Annotated in this window: 24 protein-coding genes; 7 read left to right on the plus strand and 17 right to left on the minus strand. The window is 70.1% G+C overall.

The genetic code is table 11. From position 1 onward, the window contains the following. Positions 1–73: 73 nt before the first annotated feature. The 10 genes from gluQRS to JOD31_RS10065 form a co-directional block, all read right to left on the minus strand. A complete protein-coding gene (gene gluQRS, locus JOD31_RS10025; protein WP_204950181.1) occupies positions 74–892 on the minus strand; it encodes a tRNA glutamyl-Q(34) synthetase GluQRS in 819 nt (272 codons plus the stop codon). A gap of 71 nt (positions 893–963) precedes the next feature. Continuing rightward, positions 964–1,950: a cysteine synthase A gene (gene cysK / locus JOD31_RS10030; protein ID WP_204950182.1), complete on the minus strand. Its 987-nt coding sequence runs from the start codon at positions 1,948–1,950 to the stop codon at positions 964–966. A gap of 117 nt (positions 1,951–2,067) precedes the next feature. After that, a complete protein-coding gene (locus tag JOD31_RS10035) occupies positions 2,068–2,535 on the minus strand; it encodes an RrF2 family transcriptional regulator (protein WP_204950183.1) in 468 nt (155 codons plus the stop codon). A gap of 17 nt (positions 2,536–2,552) precedes the next feature. Next, positions 2,553–3,002, minus strand: a complete 450-nt coding sequence (gene dut, locus JOD31_RS10040; RefSeq protein ID WP_204950184.1) for a dUTP diphosphatase — start codon at positions 3,000–3,002, stop codon at positions 2,553–2,555. Further along, on the minus strand, positions 2,999–4,210 hold the full coding sequence (coaBC, locus tag JOD31_RS10045; RefSeq protein ID WP_204950185.1) for a bifunctional phosphopantothenoylcysteine decarboxylase/phosphopantothenate--cysteine ligase CoaBC: 1,212 nt from the start codon (positions 4,208–4,210) through the stop codon (positions 2,999–3,001). The genes dut and coaBC overlap by 4 nt, the downstream gene beginning before the upstream one ends. Beyond that, positions 4,207–4,641, minus strand: coding sequence for a type II toxin-antitoxin system VapC family toxin (locus JOD31_RS10050; RefSeq protein WP_204950186.1), 435 nt, complete (start codon positions 4,639–4,641; stop codon positions 4,207–4,209). Before JOD31_RS10050 ends, coaBC begins: the two co-directional genes overlap by 4 nt. Further along, on the minus strand, positions 4,610–4,906 hold the full coding sequence (locus JOD31_RS19495) for a FitA-like ribbon-helix-helix domain-containing protein (RefSeq protein ID WP_246482412.1): 297 nt from the start codon (positions 4,904–4,906) through the stop codon (positions 4,610–4,612). The genes JOD31_RS10050 and JOD31_RS19495 overlap by 32 nt, the downstream gene beginning before the upstream one ends. 73 nt (positions 4,907–4,979) lie before the next feature. Beyond that, on the minus strand, positions 4,980–6,551 hold the full coding sequence (gene ubiB, locus JOD31_RS10055; protein ID WP_204950187.1) for a 2-polyprenylphenol 6-hydroxylase: 1,572 nt from the start codon (positions 6,549–6,551) through the stop codon (positions 4,980–4,982). Between the two features lie 64 nt (positions 6,552–6,615). Continuing rightward, entirely contained in the window at positions 6,616–7,389 is a 774-nt protein-coding gene (ubiE, locus tag JOD31_RS10060) for a bifunctional demethylmenaquinone methyltransferase/2-methoxy-6-polyprenyl-1,4-benzoquinol methylase UbiE (RefSeq protein WP_204950188.1), read from the minus strand. A gap of 72 nt (positions 7,390–7,461) precedes the next feature. Beyond that, the gene (locus JOD31_RS10065; protein ID WP_204950189.1) at positions 7,462–8,553 is read right to left on the minus strand and encodes a DUF2125 domain-containing protein; all 1,092 of its coding nucleotides are present in this window, start codon (positions 8,551–8,553) and stop codon (positions 7,462–7,464) included. A gap of 130 nt (positions 8,554–8,683) precedes the next feature. On the opposite strand from JOD31_RS10065, the gene JOD31_RS10070 reads away from it, so the two are divergent. Then, positions 8,684–9,226 carry a gamma-glutamylcyclotransferase gene (locus JOD31_RS10070; RefSeq protein WP_204950190.1) on the plus strand — a complete coding sequence of 181 codons (543 nt, stop codon included), beginning with the start codon at positions 8,684–8,686 and terminating at the stop codon, positions 9,224–9,226. Here JOD31_RS10070 and JOD31_RS10075 read toward each other — a convergent pair. From JOD31_RS10075 to ftsE, 5 genes are all read right to left on the minus strand, one after another. Then, positions 9,127–9,630, minus strand: coding sequence for a hypothetical protein (locus JOD31_RS10075; protein WP_204950191.1), 504 nt, complete (start codon positions 9,628–9,630; stop codon positions 9,127–9,129). The genes JOD31_RS10070 and JOD31_RS10075 overlap by 100 nt on opposite strands. Positions 9,631–9,690: 60 nt before the next feature. Then, positions 9,691–10,467 (minus strand): lysophospholipid acyltransferase family protein, encoded by a 777-nt coding sequence (locus JOD31_RS10080; protein WP_271206124.1) that lies wholly within the window; start codon positions 10,465–10,467, stop codon positions 9,691–9,693. A gap of 58 nt (positions 10,468–10,525) precedes the next feature. Further along, complete coding sequence (locus JOD31_RS10085; protein WP_246482463.1) at positions 10,526–11,227, minus strand: YdcF family protein; 702 nt, start codon at positions 11,225–11,227, stop codon at positions 10,526–10,528. A gap of 63 nt (positions 11,228–11,290) precedes the next feature. Further along, entirely contained in the window at positions 11,291–12,286 is a 996-nt protein-coding gene (locus JOD31_RS10090) for a cell division protein FtsX (protein ID WP_204950194.1), read from the minus strand. Continuing rightward, a complete protein-coding gene (ftsE, locus tag JOD31_RS10095; RefSeq protein ID WP_020187318.1) occupies positions 12,283–12,942 on the minus strand; it encodes a cell division ATP-binding protein FtsE in 660 nt (219 codons plus the stop codon). Before ftsE ends, JOD31_RS10090 begins: the two co-directional genes overlap by 4 nt. A gap of 170 nt (positions 12,943–13,112) precedes the next feature. On the opposite strand from ftsE, the gene JOD31_RS10100 reads away from it, so the two are divergent. Genes JOD31_RS10100 through JOD31_RS10110 form a run of 3 tightly spaced genes read left to right on the plus strand, consistent with a single transcriptional unit; the run spans position 13,113 to position 14,979 of the window. Further along, positions 13,113–14,000: an MJ0042-type zinc finger domain-containing protein gene (locus JOD31_RS10100; protein WP_204950195.1), complete on the plus strand. Its 888-nt coding sequence runs from the start codon at positions 13,113–13,115 to the stop codon at positions 13,998–14,000. 29 nt (positions 14,001–14,029) lie between these two features. Next, on the plus strand, positions 14,030–14,578 hold the full coding sequence (gene hpt / locus JOD31_RS10105) for a hypoxanthine phosphoribosyltransferase (RefSeq protein WP_204950196.1): 549 nt from the start codon (positions 14,030–14,032) through the stop codon (positions 14,576–14,578). An 11-nt stretch (positions 14,579–14,589) separates the two neighbouring features. After that, complete coding sequence (locus JOD31_RS10110) at positions 14,590–14,979, plus strand: response regulator (RefSeq protein WP_204950197.1); 390 nt, start codon at positions 14,590–14,592, stop codon at positions 14,977–14,979. Positions 14,980–14,983: 4 nt separating this feature from the next. Here the strand turns inward: JOD31_RS10110 and JOD31_RS10115 are convergent, their stop codons facing one another. Together JOD31_RS10115 and JOD31_RS10120 are read right to left on the minus strand one after the other, a co-directional pair. After that, positions 14,984–15,604, minus strand: a complete 621-nt coding sequence (locus JOD31_RS10115) for a 2-dehydro-3-deoxy-6-phosphogalactonate aldolase (protein ID WP_204950198.1) — start codon at positions 15,602–15,604, stop codon at positions 14,984–14,986. Further along, entirely contained in the window at positions 15,601–16,542 is a 942-nt protein-coding gene (locus JOD31_RS10120) for a 2-dehydro-3-deoxygalactonokinase (RefSeq protein WP_204950199.1), read from the minus strand. The genes JOD31_RS10115 and JOD31_RS10120 overlap by 4 nt, the downstream gene beginning before the upstream one ends. A 96-nt stretch (positions 16,543–16,638) precedes the next feature. Between JOD31_RS10120 and JOD31_RS10125 the strand changes: the two genes are divergently transcribed. The 3 genes from JOD31_RS10125 (at position 16,639) to JOD31_RS10135 (ending at position 21,643) form a co-directional block, all read left to right on the plus strand. Further along, positions 16,639–17,889 carry an acyl-CoA dehydrogenase gene (locus JOD31_RS10125; RefSeq protein WP_246482413.1) on the plus strand — a complete coding sequence of 417 codons (1,251 nt, stop codon included), beginning with the start codon at positions 16,639–16,641 and terminating at the stop codon, positions 17,887–17,889. Between the two features lie 100 nt (positions 17,890–17,989). Then, on the plus strand, positions 17,990–19,057 hold the full coding sequence (locus tag JOD31_RS10130; RefSeq protein WP_246482414.1) for a polysaccharide pyruvyl transferase family protein: 1,068 nt from the start codon (positions 17,990–17,992) through the stop codon (positions 19,055–19,057). A 24-nt stretch (positions 19,058–19,081) separates the two neighbouring features. Then, positions 19,082–21,643 (plus strand): hypothetical protein, encoded by a 2,562-nt coding sequence (locus JOD31_RS10135; RefSeq protein WP_204950201.1) that lies wholly within the window; start codon positions 19,082–19,084, stop codon positions 21,641–21,643. Positions 21,644–21,837: the final 194 nt, after the last annotated feature.

Below are 21,837 nucleotides of genomic sequence, written 5' to 3' on the forward strand. Positions count from 1 at the left end.
GACGGCCGGCCGTCGAGGTGAACCTAGGTCGCAAAGCGCGACGGGTCGATAACGCTTATGCGACGAGGCCCGCTCAGGCCGCCCCGACCGCGCGCAGGACGTCCTCCCGCGACCACCCCTCCGCCCGCAGTGACCGCAGCGACGGCGAGCCGCGGCGCTTCGCCAGCTTCTCGCCGTCGGGCGCGAGCAGGAGCGGGTGGTGGCGGTAAGCGGGTTCCGGCAGATCGAGCAGGCGCTGGAGCAGCCGGTGGACGGCCGTCGCATCATAGAGGTCGCGCCCGCGCACCACGTGGGTGACGCCCTGCGCCGCGTCGTCCACGACAACGGCGAGGTGGTAGCTCGTCGGCGTCTCCTTGCGCGCGAGCACGACGTCGCCCCAGAGCTCGGGCCGGGCCTCGATCGCGCCGACGCCCTCCTCCCGCCAGGTCAGCGGATCGCCGCCGAGCGTCGCGAGCGCCTTCGCCATGCGCAGGCGACGCGCAGGGGGGCCGTCGGGATCCGAGGGCCGGGCCCCCGCGAGCGGCAGACGCACGGCGCCGTCCGGATCGCGCGCGGCGTCCGGCGCCGCGGCGGCGGCGATATCCGTCCGCGACAGGCGGCAGGGATAAAGCAGGCCTTGCGCATCCAGCTTCGCGATGGCTGCAGCGTAGAGATCGAGGCGTTCGGACTGGCGAACGACGGGGCCGTCCCAGCGGAAGCCCAGCCAGGCGAGGTCCTCTTCGATCGCGGCGGCGAACTCCGGCTTCGACCGGACCGGATCGATGTCCTCGATCCGCAGCAGGACGCGCCCGCCGGCGGCCTCCGCCCCGCGCCAGACCGCAGCGGCCGACGCGGCGTGCCCGAGATGGAGCAGCCCGGTCGGCGACGGTGCGAAGCGGAAGACGGAGGTCATGTCAGATGGTCATGCCGGACCGACGTCGGCATGACCATCCCGACGTCGGCGAGATACGGAAGCGACGGCCCTCAGAGGCCCTCGAACAGGGCGGTCGAGAGATAGCGCTCGGCGAAGCTCGGGATGATGATCACGATGTTCTTGCCCGCCGCCTCCGGCCGGGCGCCGATCTCGAGAGCTGCGGCGATCGCGGCGCCCGAGGAGATGCCGACCGGAACGCCCTCGAGCCGGGCGACGAGCCGCGCCGTCTCGAACGAGGTCTGGTTGCCGACGGTCACGACCTCGTCGATGACCGAGCGGTCGAGCACGCCCGGCACGAAACCGGCGCCGATGCCCTGGATCTTGTGCGGACCGGGCTGACCGCCGGACAGCACGGGCGAGTCTTCGGGCTCCACCGCGACGACCTTCAGCGTGCTCTTGCGCGGCTTCAGCGCGGAGCCGACGCCGGTAATGGTGCCCCCCGTTCCGACGCCGGACACCAGATAGTCCACCTCGCCGTTGGTGTCGTTCCAGATCTCCTCCGCCGTGGTGCGGCGGTGGATCTCCGGGTTCGCCGGGTTCTCGAACTGCTGCGGGATGATCGCGTTCGGGATCTCCTGCACCAGCTCCTGGGCGCGGGCGACGGCGCCCTTCATGCCCTTCGGCCCCTCGGTGAGCACCAGCTCCGCGCCGAGCAGCGCCAGCATCTTGCGGCGCTCGATCGACATGGTCTCGGGCATCACGAGGATGAGGCGGTAGCCGCGGGCGGCGGCCGTGAAGGCGAGCGCGATGCCGGTGTTTCCGGAGGTCGGCTCCACGAGCACGCTGTCGGGCTTCAGCACGCCGTCGCGCTCCAGCGCGTCGATCATGGCGACGCCGATGCGGTCCTTCACGCTCGAGATCGGATTGAAGAACTCCAGCTTCGCCAGCAGGTTGGCCTTCACGCCCTTGTGCTTGGCGAGACGGTCCAACCGCACGAGCGGGGTGTCGCCGATCGTATCGGTGATGCTGTCGTAGATGCGGCCCCGGCCCGGGGCGCGCTCGGGGGCCGCTTCAGTCTTGAACGCGGGCTGGCTCATGGGACCTCTCCTAGGAGACCTGTTTCTCAGGCCCTCGCCGCTGCGCGCAGGGCCATTTTCTCACCGGAGACTACCAAACCCACAGACCATTGTCGATAAAATCGATATTATGCGTCTTTATATTGTGAAATCGTAGGTCTGCCGGCTGTCGCCGAACACGCGACGGCGTTCGGCCTCCTGACACAGGTCCTCGACGTTGATCTCGTCGAGCCGTTCGAGAAAGCTCTCGGACGCCGAACGGATCATCGGCTTCACCACCTCGGCCACCAAGGCGGAGCCGCCCTCGCGGACCTCGCGCGCGGCGAGCGCGTCGACGTCCTCCTCCTCGCCCATGGCGGCGCGGACGATGTCCCCGATCGAGATGCGCCGGCGCTCGCGCGCAAGCTCGTATCCGCCGCGCGGTCCGCGCACGCCCTTGAGGATGCCGGTGCGCACGAGCACCTGCAGCAGCGTTTCGAGATGCCGCGGGGGCAGGCCATGGCGGGCGGCGAGAGTCTTGGCGGCGATCGGCGTGGGACGCGCGTGGTAGGCGATGTCCACGACCGCCGCCACGGCGAGCAGGCTGCGGCGCGGCAGCAAATTCATGACCTCTCCTTCCGACCTCACCGTCCCGTGGAGCCGAAGCCGCCCTCCCCGCGCCCGCTGGGATCGACCGCCTCCGCTTCGACGACCGTGGCGCGCGCGACCGACGCCAGCACCAGCTGGGCGATCCGCGCTCCACGAGCCACCGCAAAGGGTTCGTCCCCGTGATTCACGAGAAGAACCTTCAGCTCGCCGCGATAGTCCGCGTCGATCGTCCCCGGCGCGTTCAGCACCGTCACCCCGTGACGAAGCGCGAGGCCCGAACGCGGCCTGACTTGGGCTTCGAACCCCGTGGGCAATTGGAGCACCAGACCTGTCGGGACAAGAGCGCGAGCGCCGGGCGCGATCACGATCGGCGCATCCTCGGGCACGGCCGCCGGCAGATCGAGGCCGGCGGCCGCCGAGGTCTCATAGGCCGGGGTCGGAAGCCCCTCGCCGTGAGGGAGGCGCAGGATCCGGAGTTCGGTCACGGCCGTGGCCTCAGGGCGGCTGCGAAGCGCGCCACAAGCGCCTCCGCGACGGCTTCCTTGGTCATCGTCTCCCAGGATTCGACGCCGCCGCTGCCGACGAGATGCACGGTGTTGCGCGCGCCACCCATCACCCCGCCGCCCCCGGGCGAGACGTCGTTCGCCACGATCAGGTCGCAGCCCTTGCGGGCCAGCTTGGCGCGCGCGTTGTCGAGCACGTTCTCGGTCTCCGCCGCGAAGCCCACCACCAGCTCCGGCCGCCCCTCCGTCCTGCGGGCGACGCTCGCCAGGATGTCGGGGTTCTCGACCAGCGTCAGGACCGGAGGGCCGCCTGCGCCCTTCTTGATCTTCTGGACGGCGTCCTCGGCCACCCGCCAGTCGGCCACCGCGGCGGCGAACACCGCCACGTCGGCCGGCGGCGCGGCCTCCACGGCGGCGAGCATCTCCCGAGCGCTCTCCACATGGACCGTCGTCACGCCGGCGGGATCGGGCAGGGCCACGGGGCCGGACACGAGCGTAACCTCCGCGCCCGCCCGAGCCGCGGCGGCGGCGATGGCGTGGCCCTGCCGGCCCGACGAGCGGTTCGCCAGCACGCGCACGGGATCGATCGGCTCATGTGTGGGACCCGACGTCACCAGCACCCGCCGCCCCGCCAGCGCGCCGGAGGCAGGCTGCAGCCGCGCTTCGACGGCGGCCACGATCGCGAGCGGCTCGCTCATCCGCCCGAGCCCGCTCTCGCCGCGCTCGGCCATGAGGCCCTCCTCGGGGCCGACGAAGGCGACGCCCTGCGCCTCGAGCCAGGCCACGTTCCGACGCGTCGCGGGATGCGCCCACATCGTCGGGTTCATGGCCGGGGCCGCGAGCACCGGCGCGGTGGTGGCCAACAGCGCGGTCGAGGCGAGGTCGTTGGCGAGGCCGTTCGCCATCTTGGCGAGCAGGTCGGCCGTCGCCGGCGCCACCACCACCAGATCGGCGTCGCGGGCGAGCCGGATGTGGCCCACGTCCTGCTCCTGCGTCAGGTCGAACAGCTCCTGGAACACCGGCTCGGCCGTGAGCGTCCCGACCGACAGCGGCGTCACGAACTCCGCCGCGGCCTTGGTGAGGATCGCGCGGACGGAGAAGCCGCGCTCCTTCAGACGGCGGATCAGGTCGAGCGTCTTGTAGGCGGCGATGCCGCCGCCGATGACGAGCAGGATGCGGGAGGAGCTCACGGGGCGGGGTGGTTCCAGGGGTTGATCAACTTGACGCCCACGTCGTCGAAATCACCCATGTTTCGGGTCGCGATCGCGTATCGCCGGCTCGCGGCTATCGCAAGGATCTGGAAGTCGAATGTGTGAAAGTGTCGGCCTTTCTGACGTCGCTCCGCCAGCAAAGGACCGAAGTGTTCTGCTGCGAGAACATCGAATGGAAGTATCCGATCCACGAACAGCGTCGTGAACAGACGTCGGGCGCCGTCCTCAAGATCGCGGCGTCGGCGACCTATGGGCATTTTGTGCACGCCTACGGCGATCTCGGCCACCGATATCGATGTCGTCATGAGGTTGGCTGGGTCCTGCGAGCGGAGCCAGCCGTAGACAACGGTAGACCGGTCGGCGGCCGGTCTCATGATTTCAGACAGAACGTTCGTGTCGAGGATGATCATAGGCGTCGGAGTCTGGCCCGCTGAAATCGGGAGGCTCCCTCATGGGCTCGCGCGGCGGAATATCGAGTTCAACGCCGCCAAGTGGGTCGAAGATTGCTGCGATTGCATCCGCAAGGTTGCCCTGCCGTGGGGCGATGTCCCCGGAGAGCGATGAGTTGAGGATGCGACGCGCTTCGTCCTCCATCGATCGTCCGTGTGTCGCGGCTCGAACGCGGAGCGCCGCTTTGGTCGCCTCGTCCAAATTCCTGATCGTCAAGCTGGCCATGAGCGGTGACCTCCCATCGGCGCAAGTGTCCTTGAAGGATGGCGCCAAAGTGATTGCGTTGCAATCAACGCAATCACCGGAACAGGTAGACCACCAGACCCACCGCGATCGCGCCGAGCGCCAGATTGCTCCACAGCGCCGCGCGGCGGACGCCGCCGACGATCGCCTGGATGCTTTCGTCGGAATAGCTCAAGCCGCCACGGACGACCTCCTCCAGCTCGATCGAGGTGCGCTCGATCCGCAGCAGAAGCTCCGGCACGGCGCCGAGGCCCCGCACGAGCTGGCGGAGCTCCTCGACGGCCGTCTCGGCGATCCCGATCGGCCCAAGGTTGCGCTCGAGCCATTCGCGGACCACGGGGGCCGCCGTCGCCCACATGTCGAGCTTTGGGTCGAGCGACCGCGCGACGCCCTCCACAACCACCATGGTCTTCTGCAGCATCAGCAGCTCGGGCCGCGTCTGCATCTGGAACAGCTCCGTCACCTCGAACAGCAGCGTGAGCAGCTTGGCCATCGAGATCTGGTCGGCGGTGCGGGAATGGATCGGCTCGCCGATGGCGCGGAGCGCGCGGGCGAACTCGTCGACCGACTGGTCGGCCGGAACATAGCCGGCTTCAAAATGCACCTCGGCGATCCGCTTGTAGTCGCGGGTGATGAAGCCGTGAAGGATCTCGGCGAGGAAGCGGCGCTCCTTCTTGCCGAGCCGGCCGGTCAGGCCGAAGTCGACCGCGATCAGGCCGCCGCCCGCGTCCACGAACAGGTTTCCGGGATGCATGTCGGCGTGGAAGAAGCCGTCGCGCATGGCGTGACGCAGGAAGGTCTGCATCACCAGCTGGCCGAGCGCCGGCAGGTCGAGCCCCGCCGCGATCAAGCCCTCGCGGTCCGAGAGCTTGATCGCCTCGATCCACTCCATGGTGAGCACGCCGCGCGCGGTGCGCTCCCAGTCGACCTCCGGCACGCGGAAACCGGGATCCGCAGCGGTGTTCTCGGCGATCTCCGACAGGGCGGCCGCCTCGAGCCGCAGGTCCATCTCGATCGCGACCGAGCGCGCCAGCGTCTCCACCACCACGACGGGCTTCAGGCGCCGGGCCTTCGGGACCCAGCGCTCGATCATGCGCGCGATCGCGAGGAAGGCATCGAGATCCCGCCCGATCCGATGCGCGACGCCGGGGCGCAGCACCTTGACCGCGACCACGCGCTCGCCGAAGGCGTCGCGCACGGTCGCCTGATGCACCTGGGCGATCGAGGCTGCCGCGACCGCAGGCCCGAGCGCGACGAAACGGGCCGCGAGCGGCGCCGCCAGTGCCTCCTCGATCGCGGCTTCGGCCTGGTCTTGGGGGAAGGGGTCGACGCGGTCCTGCAGGCGTTCGAGGTCGCGCGCGGTCCGCAGGCCTACCACGTCGGGCCGGGTGGCGAGGAACTGGCCGAGCTTGACGTAGGACGGCCCAAGGCGCTGGAGCGCACGAGCGAGGCCGTCGGCGCCGTCGGTCGCGCCGCGGCGCTCGATCAGGCGGCCGAGCCGGATCAGCGTGCGGACATGGGGGGGCAGGTCGATCGGGTCCGCGAGCCGAAGCGCGCCCTCGCGCGCCATCACGAAGCCGCCGCGCGCGAGACGCAGCAGGTTCGGCGCGACGCTCAGGACGGACATGACGCCGCCCGCGCAGGTCGGCCGTGGGCGGGCCCAGCGTGGGCGCGCGGGATCGACGCTCCGCTCAAATCCGGAAGCCCAGGTGCAGCGCGGCGACGCCGCCGGTCATGGGCGTCGCGGTCACCTGCTCGAAGCCCGCCTCGCGCATCATTTCGGCGAAGGTCGCCGCGTCGGGGAAGCGGCGGATCGACTCGACCAGATACTGGTAGGGCTCGGCGTCGCCGGCCACGAGCTTGCCGAGCTGGGGGATCACCCGGAACGAGAACGCGTCGTAGACCTTGTCGAGACCCGGCACGTCGACGGTCGAGAACTCCAGCACCAGCGCCCGCCCTCCCGGCTTAAGCACGCGCTGCATCTCCAGCAGCGCCTTGGGGATGCGCGGAACGTTGCGGATGCCGAAGGCGATCGTGACCGCGTCGAACGAGCGGTCCGGGAACGGCAGCTCCTCGGCGTTGCCCTGCACGAACTCGACCCGTTGGCCGAGCCGGCGCGCGGCCGCGCGCTCCTTGCCGACGGCCAGCATGGCGCCGTTGATGTCGAGCACAGTGACGTCGACGCCGGCGCCGCCCTGCTTCAGCGCGCGGAAGGCGATGTCGCCGGTGCCGCCGGCCACGTCCAGCATCCTGAACGGCCGCGCCGCTTTCGGGAGGGCGATCGCCGTCACCATCGCGGCTTTCCAGGCGCGGTGCAGGCCGCAGGACATCAGGTCGTTCATTAGGTCGTAGCGCGAGGCGACCTTGTGGAAGACGTCGTCGACCAGCCCCTGCTTCTCCGTCGTGCGCACCTCGGAAAAGCCGAAATGCGTGTCTTCGTCGTGCGTTGGGTCAGGTCGGTCCATGGCGTCCTCGGGAGGCGGAACGCTCCGCCTCGGGCGGCTGGACCCTACCGCGGCGGCCCGCGCCGCGCCAGATCAGAACAGGGGCGGCGACCGCCAGAGCTTCACGGGACCGACGGAAAGCCGCCCGTTCGCGATCCGGACAGGGTAGGCGGTGGCGGGCCGGTCGTCGAGGGTGGCCGGCGATCCCAGCATCTTGGCGCCGGCGCCGAGCAGCGACGACAGCAGGTCCTTCTTGCCATTGCCCTCTTCGCCTGCCCCGAACAGGCTCTGCACGAGCTGATCGACGCCGCGGGCGGTGAGGGTGAGCTTTCCCTCGGGCCGGCCCTCGATGTTGAGCGCGAGGTCGCCCTTGGCCTCGGCCGCCACGTCGCCGCGGGTGACGCGCGCCAGCGCGACATGCAGGCGTCCGCCGGCCTCGGCGAAGGCCCGCAGCCGCTCGGAGGTCGGCTGCGGCGCGAGGTCGCCGACCCCGCGCGCCTCGATCTGCAGTTCGCCCGACAGCGGGCCGGCGCCGACCGGCACCAGCGCGAGCGCCGGCGAGGTCGCCTCCTCGACGCGCGCGGCCAGATCGTAAACGCCGTCGGAGCCGTCCGGCGCCCGGCGCAGGTGAAGCTCCAGATGCTTCGCTGCGCCGATCTCGTCGGCGCCCGCCACCAGACGCGGCGCCGTCAGCGCGATCGAGGTGCGGTCGAACCGGCGATCCGACGAGACCGCGACGCTCGCCTGCGCGGTGGCGAACGACAGGGTGGCCTTGCGGCCGCTGGCGTCCGTCACCTCGATCGGCCCGCGGACGTCGCCGATCAGCCGGCGCGGATCGTAGATCTGGGCGACCGCGACAAAGCGCGGCGCGGTCGCGACGATCGGGCCGCCGTCCGCCGGCAGGCTCGCCGTGGCGCCGGTGCAGGACAGCTCGATCCGGAACGGAAAACCGGACGTGTCGCGTTCGGCGCAGGCGTAGGTTCGCCCGCGCTTGGCCTCGCGCGCGATCCAGGCGTCGGCCGCTTCGGTCGCCTTGCCCGCCGCCACGAACCAGAAGACGGACCAGCCGGCCGCCAGCACGACGAGAAGGATCACGGGCAGGAACACGCCCCAGCGCGACAGGCCGCGGGAGGGTGGCGGCGTCTCGGGGGAGCGGCTCGGGAGCGGCGACATCGGGGGCGTCATGGGCGGTCTCATTCTCTGCGCAGGCAGGACGCGACGCGCCGTCGTCTTGCCGCGGCGGCGCAGGGCTGGTACCCGAAACGGACGCCGCCTCTCCTGTCAATCGCTAGGGCCGGTCCTCGACCGCGACGGGATGATTCCGACCGACGTCGACCTATGGGTGTTCGCCTACGGCTCCCTCATGTGGCGGCCGGGGTTCACGTTCGTCGAGCAATCGCCGGCGACCGTCGACGGCTATCATCGCGCGCTCTGCATCGCCTCCCATCGCCACCGCGGCACGCCCGAGCGGCCGGGGCTCGTGCTCGGGCTCGACGAGGGCGGCTCGTGCCAGGGCATCGCCTTCCGGGTCGACGCCGCGCATGTGCCGGACGCTCTCGCCTATCTGCGCGAGCGCGAACTCGTGACCCACGTCTACCGCGAGACGCTGCTGCCGACGCGGCTCGACGGCGACCGCACCGTGCAGGCGCTCGCCTATGTCGTGGACCAGGAGCATCCCCAGTACGTGGGACTGCTGCCTCCGGAAGAGACCCTGGCGCGCGTCCGCTGCAGCGTCGGCGCGGCGGGCCCGAATCCGGATTACGTCCTGAACACCGTGCGGGAGTTGGAGCGGCTCGGCGTGACCGACCCGACGCTCGCCTGGCTCGCATCCGCGCTCACGCTCAGCACCGACGAGTAGGACTGCGCGCCATCCGCGAGGTCGTCGATCGCCGCCTGGCGCTTCTTCGCGCTGAGCGCGATCAGATGCACGTGAGCTTCGACGCGCAGACCCGGTTCGAGACGCAGGCCCGGAAGTCCCGCGCCGCTCTCGCCGGCCCACACGACGCGGCGCGAGCCGTCCGCTTCGACCGCAACCACGAGGACGACGCCGTTTTCGATGCGGATCGCCTCTCCGAGCGGCATCACGGTGACAAGGTAACGCGCGCCGGACCGCCCGCGCCACACCCGGTAGCGGTCGTCGAACGAGCCTTCCTGCGCAACGCGCGCCAGCCCTTGGTCGGCGGCGTTGGCCGTCGCCTCCGACGACATGGCCGCTGCGATTTGTGCAATGACGTCCGCAGCGCGTTCGGCCGAATCAGTCATGAAGCCCTCCGCCGCAACCCTACCATGGTAAGGGTTTCGGCGGAGGGTCAGGCAGACTCGTCAATCGATGATTTGCGCGCCGAGAGGATTTCCCCCGGAATCCACAGGAGACGAGGGCTCCACGCCGAGCGACTCCGCCGCAAGCGCCGCGCTTCGCCCTTCGATGCGTTCCTGCAGCATTCGTTCGAAGGTCGCGCGATCGAGACCGGGGGGAATCGGCTCGAGAAACTCGATGACCGTCCGGCCGGGACGTCTCCGCCACGTGCTGCGTGGCCAGAACGCGCCGGTGTCCATCGCGACCGGCGTCACCGGAAGGTCGAGCTCGCGATAGAGATGCGACACCCCGTGCTTGTAGCGCGGGGGGGCGCCGATCGGGCGACGGGTGCCTTCGGGAAAGATGATGATCTGCCGATCTTCGGCGGCGACGATCTTCGCCTGCGCGAGTATCTGCGCCAGGGCGTCGGAGCCCGCCGACCGGTTGATCGCGATCATGCGCAGCCGCATCAGGAACCAGCCGAAGAACGGGATCCAGGTGAGTTCGCGCTTCAGCACGAACAGGGGATCGCGGATCGCCGGCACCATGGCGAAGGTCTCGAGCTCAGACTGGTGCTTCGCGGCGACGATGGCGGCGCCGGTGGGGATGTGCTCGTGGCCGCGGATTTCGACCTCGATGCCCAGGATCCCGCGGGTGAGGGCGACGCTGCGCCGGCACCAGAATTTCGCGACGGCGAGGACGTGGCGCCGCGGCAGGAACAGCACGATCGGAAGGCTCGCTGCCGCGATCGCGACTGTCTGCAGCGCGAAGGCGACCGTGAAGCCGATGGAGCGCCAGAACACGGCAACGCCGGCGCGGCGCGGGAGATGTGTCTCTGTCACGGGCAGGCTGTCGCGGACGTCAGGAGCAGCAGGCCGCGGGCGACGGGCGCCCCTTGGCGGCCGTCTCGGTCTCGGCGAGGCGCGGCGCGAGGCGGACGCGCACCAGGGCCGCGACGTATTTCACGTACTCGCCGGCCAGCAGCTTCGCCGTCGCCCAATCGCCCCACCACGGCTCTTCGCGCAGGCGCTCGGTGACGACGGCGTAGGGGATCAGTTCGATGTTCGGCATCTGCCGCGCAAGCTCCATCATCGTGCGTGGCATGTGATAGCCCGAGGTGACGACGACGAGCGAGCGAAACCCGTGGCGTTCGGCCCACCGCCGCGTCTCGATCGCGTTGCCCGCGGTGTTGAGCGCGCGGCGGCCGAGATCGACGCAGCAGCGCGCGAACTGGGCGTAGTCCGGCTGCGCGCGGGCGAGCTCCTGCTCGGTGGTCGAAGGATGCACGCCGGAAATGAGCAGACGTCGGCCGCTCCCGGACGACAGCAGACGAAGCGCGTCCGCCAGGCGCTCGGCGCCGCCGGTGAGCGCCACGATGCCGTCGCCGTGGACGCAGACCGGCGGCTCGGCCCGCGGCACGCGCGTGAGGAAGACCGCGAACCCGGCCCCGCCCAGGGCGCCCGCCGCCAGGGCGACGACGAGCAGCAACCGGGCCGCGCGCCAGAACGCGCCGCCCGGCGGCGTCGCCGCTCCGCTGGTTCGCACCTGCGCCTGCCCGTCCATGCTGGTCACGCCGTCCTCATCATCCAAAGTGCGCCTCGGCGCGCGCCCTCGCAAGCCGCCCCGTCAATCCAGGGCGCGCAGCGTCCGGAACACGGTGACGCGCGAAGTCACGGCGGTGAGGACCGAGATCAGCACGACGATGGCCACGACGCCCGCGTAGGCGGTGGGCCCGACCTGAAACCTGCCGAACAGGGCGTCCATCTGGTCGACGGCGGCGCTGCCGACGCCCTGCTCGGCCGTCAGTTCGGCGAGCAGGAAGGTCGCGATCGCGGCGAGGCCGCCCGCAAGCCCTCCCTTGAGGCCGAGCCTCAGGAAGCGGCGCTGGAACTGGCCGGCGATGTAGCCGTCCTTGGCGCCGACGAAGTGCAGCACCTGGACGATGTCGCGATTCCCGGCCATCGCCCCGCGCGTGGCGAAGACGACCGACAGCACGGTCGCGGCCAGCACCAGCGCCAGCACGCCGAGGCCGAGCGCGACCAGCGTGCGCGCCATGGCGACGAGGCGGTCGAGGAAGCGCCGGTGATCGTCGAGCGAGGCGCCCGGCGCCTCCCGCTCGAGCGCCGCCTTCAAGGCGGCGGGATCGAAGCGTCCGTCGTCCGACAGGCGCAGCACCACCAGCCGCGGGATCGGCAGATCCGAGAACGACAGGCCAGCGCCGAGCCAGGGCTCCAGCAGGCGGGCGGTCTCGGCCTCGCTGTAGGGGCGCACCTCGACGACGCCGGGCGCGGCGCGGGCGATCTCGGCGACGCGCGCGACCGCCGCGTTCATGTCGCGGCCGTCGGCGGGGCGGATCTGGACGGTCGTCTCGCGCACGATGTCTCGCTCCCACCCCGCCGCGGTGGCGCGCACGAGGTCGACCCCGCCCGCGGTCAGGGCGGCGAGATAGGTCATGATCGCGATGACCATCACGAGGGTGTGGCCCGAGACCGAGGAGGCGGGAACGATCGGCCCCTGCCGGCGCGCCCTGGGGGCTCCGGAGGTCTTCGGCTTCGGCTTGGAGCCGGTCTTCGGGGCCGGACGACCCTTGGGCTCCGGGGCTGCGGCGGCGTTGGCGCTCATTCGTAGATGTGCAGCCGGCCGTCGTGCAGCACGAGGCGGCGCGCGTCGTAGAGATCCATGAGGGCGATGTCGTGGGTGGCGATCACGACCGAGGTTCCGGATTTGTGAAGCTCAACGAAGAGCCGGAGGATGCGGCGCGCGAGCTGCGGGTCGACGTTGCCGGTGGGCTCGTCGGCGAGCAGCAGCTCGGGCCGCGCGACCAGCGCCCGGGCGATGGCCGCGCGCTGCTTTTCGCCGCCCGAGAGCACGGGCGGCAGGGCGTCGAGACGCTCTCCGAGTCCGACCCAGCCGAGCAGCTCGACGACTTCGGCACGATACGAACTCTCGTCGCGCCCCGCCACCCTGAGCGGCAGCGCGACGTTCTCATAGGTCGTCATGTGGTCCAGCAGCCGGAAGTCCTGGAACACGACGCCGATCCGCCGGCGCAGGCCCGGCAGGTCCTTCTTCGGCAGCGTGGCCATGTCCCGGCCGAAGATATTGACGAGGCCGCGCGTGGGCTTCAGCGCCAGGAACAGGAGGCGCAGCAGTGAGGTCTTGCCCGCCCCCGACGGACCCGTCAGGAACTGGAACGAATTGGATTCGATCTCGAACGTCAGGTCGCGCAGCACCTCGGGCCCGGGCCCGTAGCGCAGACCGACGTTTTCGAAACGCAGCATAGGCGGGAAATCCTGGTCCTTCGGGGGCGCAATTCGGAGCCGGCCCCCGTTGTCGCGCCGCACGTTTTAACGATCCATTAACGATAAAGTGGCGAGGTCGTGGTGAGACCCGGCGCCTCGACGCCGCGCCCGGTGCGCGGCCGCGGGCGGCCTGGGCGTCTGGACCCGCGATGCTGATCGTCTGCCCCGCCTGCTCAGCTTCCTATCGGCTCGCTCCGCAAGCGCTGGGCGCCGGCCGCAAGGTGCGATGCGCGCGCTGTCGGACGGAGTGGTACGCCGACGCGCCGCTGGACGCCAACCCCCTCCTCGAAGGCGAAGGCCTTCCCCGAGCCGGCGACCCCTTCGCCGCGTCAAACGCCCGGCGGAACCCCGAACCGCAGCCGGCGGACGAACCGGATTGGACTCTGGGGGCGGACGAGCTCGAGCGCGCGAAATCGTCCGAGCTCCCGTCGATCGCCGGCTTCGACGAGGTCGACCCCGTCGACATGATGGGCCAAGCGCAGGACGAGCTGGACCCCGACGCGCTCGCCGGCCGACGCCGCGCAGGCGCGCGGCAGCCGCGCGCCGCCCGCAATGGAGCGCCGCCGCGGCGCCGGGCGCTCGTCAACGCCCTTGCGAAGCGCCCCGCCCTCGCCGCCGCGGCGTTGGGCGTGGCCGCCCTGTTCGTGGCGATCCTCATGCGCGCCGATCTGGTCGAGGCGGCGCCGTCGCTGGCCTCGCTCTACGCCCGGATCGGGATGCCGGTGAACGTACGCGGTCTCGAGATCTCCGGCGTGCGCTCCGTCGAGGAGATCGAAGAGGGCGCGCCCATGCTGCTCGTGACCGGCACGATCGCGAACGTCGCGCAGGGACCGCGCGACGTTCCCCGCCTGCGGCTAGCCGTCGTCGCCGACGACGGGCGCGAGGTCTACTCCTGGACGACCGTCGCCGGGCGCACGAAGATCGGCGTCGGAGAGACCACCCAGTTCAAGGCGCGCCTGGCCTCCCCGCCCGCCGAGGGGCGGCGGATCGTCGTGCGCTTCCTCGCTCGGCAAGACCTCGCGACGCACCCGCGCTAGACATCCGGGCGCCTCTCGAAAGGAACGACATGATCCGTCGCCTGAACGTCCTGTTCGACGCCTCCACGATCGCCGAGCGCAACGCGGAGCTGGCCGCCGCCATCGCTGCGGCCGGAACGGAGCGGCTGCTCGTGATCGCCGTGCTGAAGGGCAGCTTCGTCTTCGCGGCGGATCTGATCCGCGCCCTGCACGCGGCGGGTCTCTCGCCCGAGGTCGAGTTTATCTCGCTCTCGAGCTACCGCGAGGCCACCGTGTCGTCCGGAGCGGTGAAGATCGTCCACGACATCGAAAGCGAGGTCGCCGGCCGCGACGTGCTGCTGGTGGACGACATCCTGGAATCAGGCCGCACCCTCGCCTACGCCAAGGACCTGATGGCGGCGCGCGGCGCGCGGCGGGTGCTCACCTGCGTGCTGCTCGAGAAGCCGCACAAGCGCGCGGTGGTGATCGACGCCGATTTCGTCGGCTTCAAATGTCCCGACCATTTCGTGGTGGGCTACGGCATGGACGTGGCCCACGCCTACCGCGAGCTTCCATTCGTCGGCGTCGTCGAGGTCGACGCCGACGACGGTCCGACCTGAGGAGACCCGTCATGGCCCGCATCCTGCTGACCGACGACGAAGAGGCCGTGCGCGGCTTCGTGCAGCGCGCGCTCGAGATGGACGGCCACCACGTGGCGCAGGCCTTCGACGGCGCCGACGCGCTGGAGAAGCTCGGCGCCGCGTCCGAGGGCTTCGACCTGCTGCTGACCGACATCCGGATGCCGATGATGGACGGCATCGCCCTCGCGCTCGCGGCTGCGCGCGACCATCCCGACACCATGATCCTGCTGATGACCGGCTACGCCGACCAGCGCGAGCGGGCGACCGGCCTCGAGGCGCTGATCCACGACGTCGTCACGAAGCCGTTCTCGCTGGCGCAGATCCGCTCCGTCGTGGCCGACGCCTTGGCGGCCCGCGACGCGCAGCGCCTGTCGGCCTGACGTCTCAGCCGAGCGCGGCCACGGCCGCACGGAAGGCGGCCGCGTTGACGGCCACGCGCTCCGCCGACATGCCGGGCGCATAGAGCGCCGAGCCGAGGCCGAATCCCCGCGCTCCCGCGGCCCAGTAGCCCGCGAGGCTCTGGGGCGTGACGCCACCGACAGGAAGGAGCGTCGCCGCCGGCGGCAGCACCGCGCGCCAGGCCTTGACCACGGCCGGCGGCATCATCTCGGCCGGGAATAGCTTGAGCGCCGTCGCGCCGTTCGCGAGCGCCGCGAAGCCCTCTGTGGGCGTCGCCACCCCCGGCACGCAGGCGAGCCCGAGCGAGGCCGCTCGACGCACGACCGCCGGATCGCTGTGCGGCATCAGGATGAGGTCGCCCCCGGCGTCGCGAACGCGGTCGACGTCGGCGGGATCGAGCACGGTGCCCGCGCCGATCATGACGTCCGGGAAGCGCCGCGCCAGCCGCGCCACGCTGTCGAGCGGCTCCGGCGAGTTCATCGGAATCTCGACGATCCCGAAGCCGGCCTCGACCAGCGCCCCGGCGAGGCTCTCGACCTCGTCCGGCCGGACCCCGCGCAAGATCGCGATCAGCGGAAACGCCGTCAGGCGGTCGTGGAAGCTCATCGCTCGTCCTCCATGCGCGTCAGCTCCCCGGCGAGGGCGTGCAGCCCCCGGAAGGCCAGATCCTCGCCCGCGGAGACCGTCTCGATCCCGAACAGGCCGAGCGCCAGGGCGTACCGCTCCGCGAGATCGCCTCGGCCGACGAGCCGCGCGGGCCCGCAGGGCGCGCCCATCAGCGCGAGCGCCTCGCGCGCCTCCTCGCCGATCAGCAGACCCGACATGTAGCTCGGCAGGGCCGCGGCCGCGAGCCGGTCGAACAGGCCATGGGTGCGGACCGCGAACAGCTCGTGCAGCGGCGCGCCAGAGCGCTGCGCCGCCGCGCAGCCCTGTGCGAAGGCGTCGGCGTCGAGCGCCTCCTCCTCGCCCTCCTCGGGCATCAGCCGCCCGAGGATCGAATGGCGGCGCAGCACGCCGTAGAGCTCCCCGGTCATGAAGGTATGGAAGCCGACGATCCGACCGCCGACGACGCGCGCCCATTTGCTGTGGGTGCCGGGCAGCACGAACACGGCGTCCGAGACGTCGGCGGACGCGATCGCGCCGAAGATCTCGACCTCCTCCCCGCGCATGACGTCCGCCGTCCCATGGGCGTGCTCAGCCCGGACGCCGGGCGCGAAGCCCACGCGGACGCCGCGCGCCGTGGTCGTCCAGGCCATCGCCCGGGCGAGGTCGGCGAAGCCCGCCGGGCAGGCAGCGTAGGGCGCCTCGACCCAACCCTGCCGGCTGCCGATCATGCCCGATGCAAGCACGCGGGGCGGCGGCCGTCGCGCGAGCCAGGGCGAGATCAGCGTCTCGAAGATGCTGTCGAAGCTGCGGCCATTGGCGAACATGATCCCGTCCGGCGACGACAGCCGATCCTCGATCGTTCCGTCCGGCGCAATCAGCGCGGCGCGGAGGGAGGAGGTGCCCCAGTCGAGGGCGATGAGGTCGCGATCGGCGGTCATGCGGCGTTCCGGATCCGGCGCGTGCGCGCCGTTCCGAGCTAGACGAGCCGAGTGAAGAAGGACAGGCCTTTCTGACGCCGCATGGGCTGCCTATGGATGGGCGCGACCAAGATCGCCGGAGACAGTCCCTTGACCGACGCCCCCGCCCGCGACGTCCACGCGCCCTCGAGCGCCGCCTTCGACTGGTCCGATCCGTTCGACCTCGAGTCTCAGCTCTCGGAGGAGGAACGGCTCGTGCGGGACACCGCGCGGGATTACGCCCAGGAGCGGCTGTTTCCCCGCGTCCGCGACGCCTACCGCACCGAGACCTTCGATCCCGCGATCATGGCGGAGATGGGCGCGCTCGGGCTTCTGGGCCCGACCCTGCCGGAGACCTATGGCGGCGCGGGTCTCGGCTACGTCGCCTATGGGCTTGCGGCGCGCGAGATCGAGCGGGTGGACTCCGGCTACCGCTCGGCGATGAGCGTCCAGTCGTCGCTCGTGATGTATCCGATCTGGGCCTACGGTTCGGAGGAGCAGCGCCGGCGCTTCCTCCCGCGCCTCGCCCGCGGCGAAGCCATCGGCTGCTTCGGGTTGACCGAACCGGACGCGGGCTCCGACCCCGCCGCGATGCGGACGCGCGCGGCACGGATCGACGGCGGCTACCGGCTCTCGGGCGCGAAGACCTGGATCACCAACGCGCCGATCGCCGACCTCTTCGTGGTCTGGGCCAAATCCGACGCGCACGACGGCGCGATCCGCGGCTTCCTGCTCGAGAAGGGCGCCAGGGGCCTGTCCGCGCCGAAGATCGAGGGCAAGCTCTCGCTTCGCGCCTCCGTCACCGGCGAGATCGTGATGGACGGCGTCGAGGTCTGGGAGGACGCGCTTCTGCCGAACGTCTCGGGCCTCAAGGGCCCGTTCGGCTGCCTCAACCGCGCGCGCTACGGGATCGCCTGGGGGGCGATCGGCGCGGCCGAGTTCTGCTGGCATGCGGCGCGCCGCTACGCTCTCGACCGCATCCAGTTCGGCCGCCCGCTCGCCCAGACGCAGCTCGTGCAGAAGAAGCTCGCCGACATGCAGACCGAGATCGCGCTGGGCCTCCAGATCGCGCTGCGCGCCGGCCGCCTGTTCGACGAGGGCGGGCTCGCGCCGGAGGCGATCTCGCTGATCAAGCGCAACGCCTGCGGCAAAGCGCTCGAGATCGCCCGGATGGCGCGCGACATCCATGGCGGAAACGGCATATCGGACGAGTACCACGTCATGCGCGTGTCCCAGAACCTCGAGGCGGTGAACACCTACGAGGGCGCCCACGACGTCCACGCTCTCATTCTGGGACGCGCCCAGACCGGGCTGCAGGCGTTTTTTTGAGAAAGGGCCGTTCGTCTTGAACCTTTGGCGTGGGCATGCGACCGTTCGCGCCGGGAACAATCAAAAAACAAGAATGCCTGCGTCAAAGGAGCTCGCGTCGATGGCACGCGCGCGATCATTGGTTGTTCGAGGTTACTATGGCAACGGCAACTGCGGCGATGAGGCGCTGCTTGCGACGCTACTCCAGTACTTCTCACCGGCTTACAAGTTCATCGTTTCAGTCAACGACGCTGGCCGCGTCGCCGCAAACCTGAAGAAGAAAAAGATCGGCGTCTACGCCGACGTCAAAGTGGTGTGGAGCTTGGACCGCGGCGTCGTGACGAGGCGCGACGTGGCGGGCTTCCTGCTCGGGGGCGGAGGGCTTGGATTGGGTTTCGGATGGGACCAGTACATGTTCGCCTGGCGCAAGGGAAAGAAGATCATTCACACGGGCGTTCACGTCACGGAAGAGTACGTCTCGCCGACGCCGGACGCTTTCAACGACGTGACCCGCGCGTTGCTGGGGTCGGCGCATTTCTTCAGCGTGAGGCATCGTCTCTCGGTTGAGACCGCCGCGCGGCTCGGCGTCCGAGCCGCCTACGTTCCCGATTGGGCGTTCGCGCTCCATGCGGAGCCAGGCCCCACCCCCGCCCGTGACTACGTCGTCGTCACGATCCGGGCCGACGCCCACCAGCGCAATCCCCACACGCTTCGCTGCCTGCAGAGCATCGCCGCCTTCGCCGAAGCGGAAGGCCTCGACGTCGTGCTGCTGCCCTTCGACATCAGTGATCAGCGGCTGACCAGGCGGTTGAAGGTCGCGGGCCAGATGCTCGGCGGACTGTTCTATCGACCCGCCTACGTGAAACACCTGATTGCGCACGCAAAGGTCGCCTTCTCTCTTGGCCGCTATCATCCGATCGTCTTCGCCATGGCGTCGGATGTTCCAGTCTTCAGCGTGGACGCAGTGCGACGCGGCCGTTCGGACGACAAGACATGCCTGCAGCTTGTCGAGGAAGGTCTCGACGATTTCCATTTCCCGATTGACCGTCTCGACGCTTTCACGCCTGCGGAGATCAGTCGCCTCGTGCGCCGCTACGCCGTCTCCGGAACGTATTCAAAGAGCTTTATGAACAACGCCGCTCTCGTGGACGCCGCAGCTGGGCGGATCCACGAGATTCTCAAATCCTGATCGAAGTCTTGGTACGGTGGCACGATGAACGTCATTCAGCTCTGCGGTTCGTTCGGCGAACGGTGCGGCATCGCGCGGTACACGCAGTATGTCGCGGACACCCTGTCGCTCCTCGGCGTCAACAACCGCATCGTCCGGTCGTGCGGGCAACTCGACGCGCTGCTGCGCGCCGACGAGGCGGCAGGGCAGGCTGAGCCGACGCTCGTGCTCGTTCAGCACGAGTACGGCATCTACGACATGCTGGGCGAGCTCTCCTCGGGCGACTCGACCGGCAACATCATCGCGACGCTGACCGAGCTTTCGACGCGCGGCCGCATCCGCGCCGCGGCCTTCATCATGCACACCATCGTCGCGCGCGATCATGTGCTGAGCTTCGCGAACAAGCAGCTGTTCACCAGCCGGTTCCCGGTGTTCCACCTGAACCGCCTCGGCGCGGCCCAGGGCGGCGTCGAGTTTCTGGAGCACGGCGTCTACCGCATGCCCGGCTCCAACCTCGATCGGATGCTCAAGGGCGAGATGGACATCGACGCCTTCGCCGAGCGCCAGCTCGCGACGAAGTCGGTCGGCACCTTCGGCCTGCTGTCTCCCAACAAGATGCCGCGGCGGATCATCGAGCTTGCCGGCGCCCACAACCTCGAGCTCAAGGCCAACTTCGCGAGCCGCTCCAAGGTCGACCCCAAGCGGCTGCTCCGGTTCCTCGACGAGGCGCACGTCACCGGCACGATCGGCTTCGACTTCCTCTCGGAGGAGGACCTTCTCAGGACGATCGAGACGGCCAGCTTCGTCGGCAGCTTCCAGGAGGACTTCAACCACTACGCGACCAGTGGCTCCACCCGTTTCCTGCTGAACTCAGGCGTGCCGCTGATCGTGAACAGCGTCACCTGTTTCATGGATCTCAGCGAAGTCGCGGTGTTCGTGGATGACTCCCGAAGCGAACTGCTCGCACGGATGATGGTCGACCGCGATCTCTACAAGTCGAAGATCGACGACGTGGTGCGCTTCAGCCGCGACAACACCATGGAGCGGGTCTACGAGCGCCTGCTGAACGATGCCGTGTATCACTTCGACCAGAAGAAAGACGGGAAGCAACGCTACGTCTACTACCATCAGAACCTCATGAGCACGCCGTCGCTGAAGGACGCCGTGCGCTATTTCGGCATCGATGAGCCGGACATGACGGCGACAGGCATCGTGAGCGCCGTCAACCGGCGGTTCAGCGCCGTCGCGCCGAAGGCGGTCTGGGAGAGTTACCTCGACACGTCCAAGAGCATCTCGGATCCCGAACTGCTCGACGAATTCGATCCCAAGTTCGACCCGAAGGCGCAACCGGTCTGGGAGCGGGAGAGCGACGAGCCGCGGCCGGCCGACGCCACAGCCGCCCTCCGCGCCGCGAACAGCGCCCTGATCGCCTGGACGCCGCCGACGCTCAGCCGTCTCGCCATGATCCCGCCCTCGCGCTGGCGCGACTACCTGAGCCGAGCGGGTGGAATCGCCGACCAGAACGCCCTCCAGACCATCGGCTCGATCGACCCGGCCGCGACGGTCGGCGAGCGTCTGCGCATCGCGACGGACGCCCTTGGCGGGCACCAGATGCGGACCCTGGGCCACGGCGCGCACCTCATCGACGACGCGCTCGCACGCACCGTGTTCTACTCCTCCGAAATCGACTCGCTGCCGAGCGCCGAGCGCGCCTACTGCGTCGCTCTTCTGCTCGACCGGCAGCCGCCGGACGAAGGCCGCTTGAAGCTCTTCAAGCACCTGTTCGACAACGGCGCCTCGATCGCCGATTTCGTCGGGACCTCGGAGTTTGAGAACTCCCTGATCGACCTCGCCGACGGCGGCGCCAGCACGCGCTTCGGCAAGGCGACCTTCGGGCCGGCCTTTACCACCACGCTCGAAGGCAGATCCTCACGCGTGGCGTTCTGGCGGCAGTTCATCCGGCGCCGCTTCAACCTCCCGGCTTCGGCGGGCGAGTTCGACATCCACAACGCGGGCGACATCCTGGACGTGCGTCCGGGCGAGCCCGACCGCGCGGGCTGGACCGAGTTCGCGACGACGATGCGCAACCAGCGGTTCCGTTTCCCCGTCGCCGCCATGGAGCCCTTCGCCGGACTCGCCGGCGATCGTCCGTGGTTCGAGATCGCGCTCTACGCGCTCTCGCTCAAGAACGCCCGCATCGTGACCTCGCACAAGGAGTTCATATCCCCCTGGACCCGGGCGCAGCAGGTGTTCAGCCAGGACGAGGAGCTTCCCGACTTCGACTTCTTCCTCCTGCACAAGGACGCCGCCCGCGCCTTCATTCCTCTGCTCGAGCGCCGGCAACCGACGCCCTGCCTCGCCTTCGCGAACGAGGTGTTCTTCGTGGTCTCCGACCTCAGCAAGATCGCGCGCTATTACGACGGCGTCCACGGCGGCGGCTTCATCGCCCCGCCGACTGATCCGATCCCGGCGCCCGCGCCCGCCGCCGCGGCGCCCACGGCTGCGGCTGCGGCTCTGCCGACCGTGGCTGCGCCTCCGCCCTCGGCCGAAGTCGACCCGGCCACCGCCGCTGCGGTGGCGGCCCATCCCCAGCCTTGGGAGGTGTGAAGGGCCAGCGCCTGACGCGGTTCGACGACAGCGGAAGCGAGTTGCGGAGGGACGGGTCACTGAGCCGGCTCTCCGCAGCCCTCCCCCGCCGCAACTGCGGCGGCTGACGCGCCCGGCGGCGGGACGATCTCGAAAGGCGTGAAGCCGCCTGAGGCGAGGGCGGCCTTTGGCTCTGCCGAACGGGCCGAGCGAGG

Origin of the sequence: Methylopila capsulata, from assembly GCF_016907975.1 — a bacterium.
Classification (GTDB): domain Bacteria; phylum Pseudomonadota; class Alphaproteobacteria; order Rhizobiales; family Methylopilaceae; genus Methylopila; species Methylopila capsulata.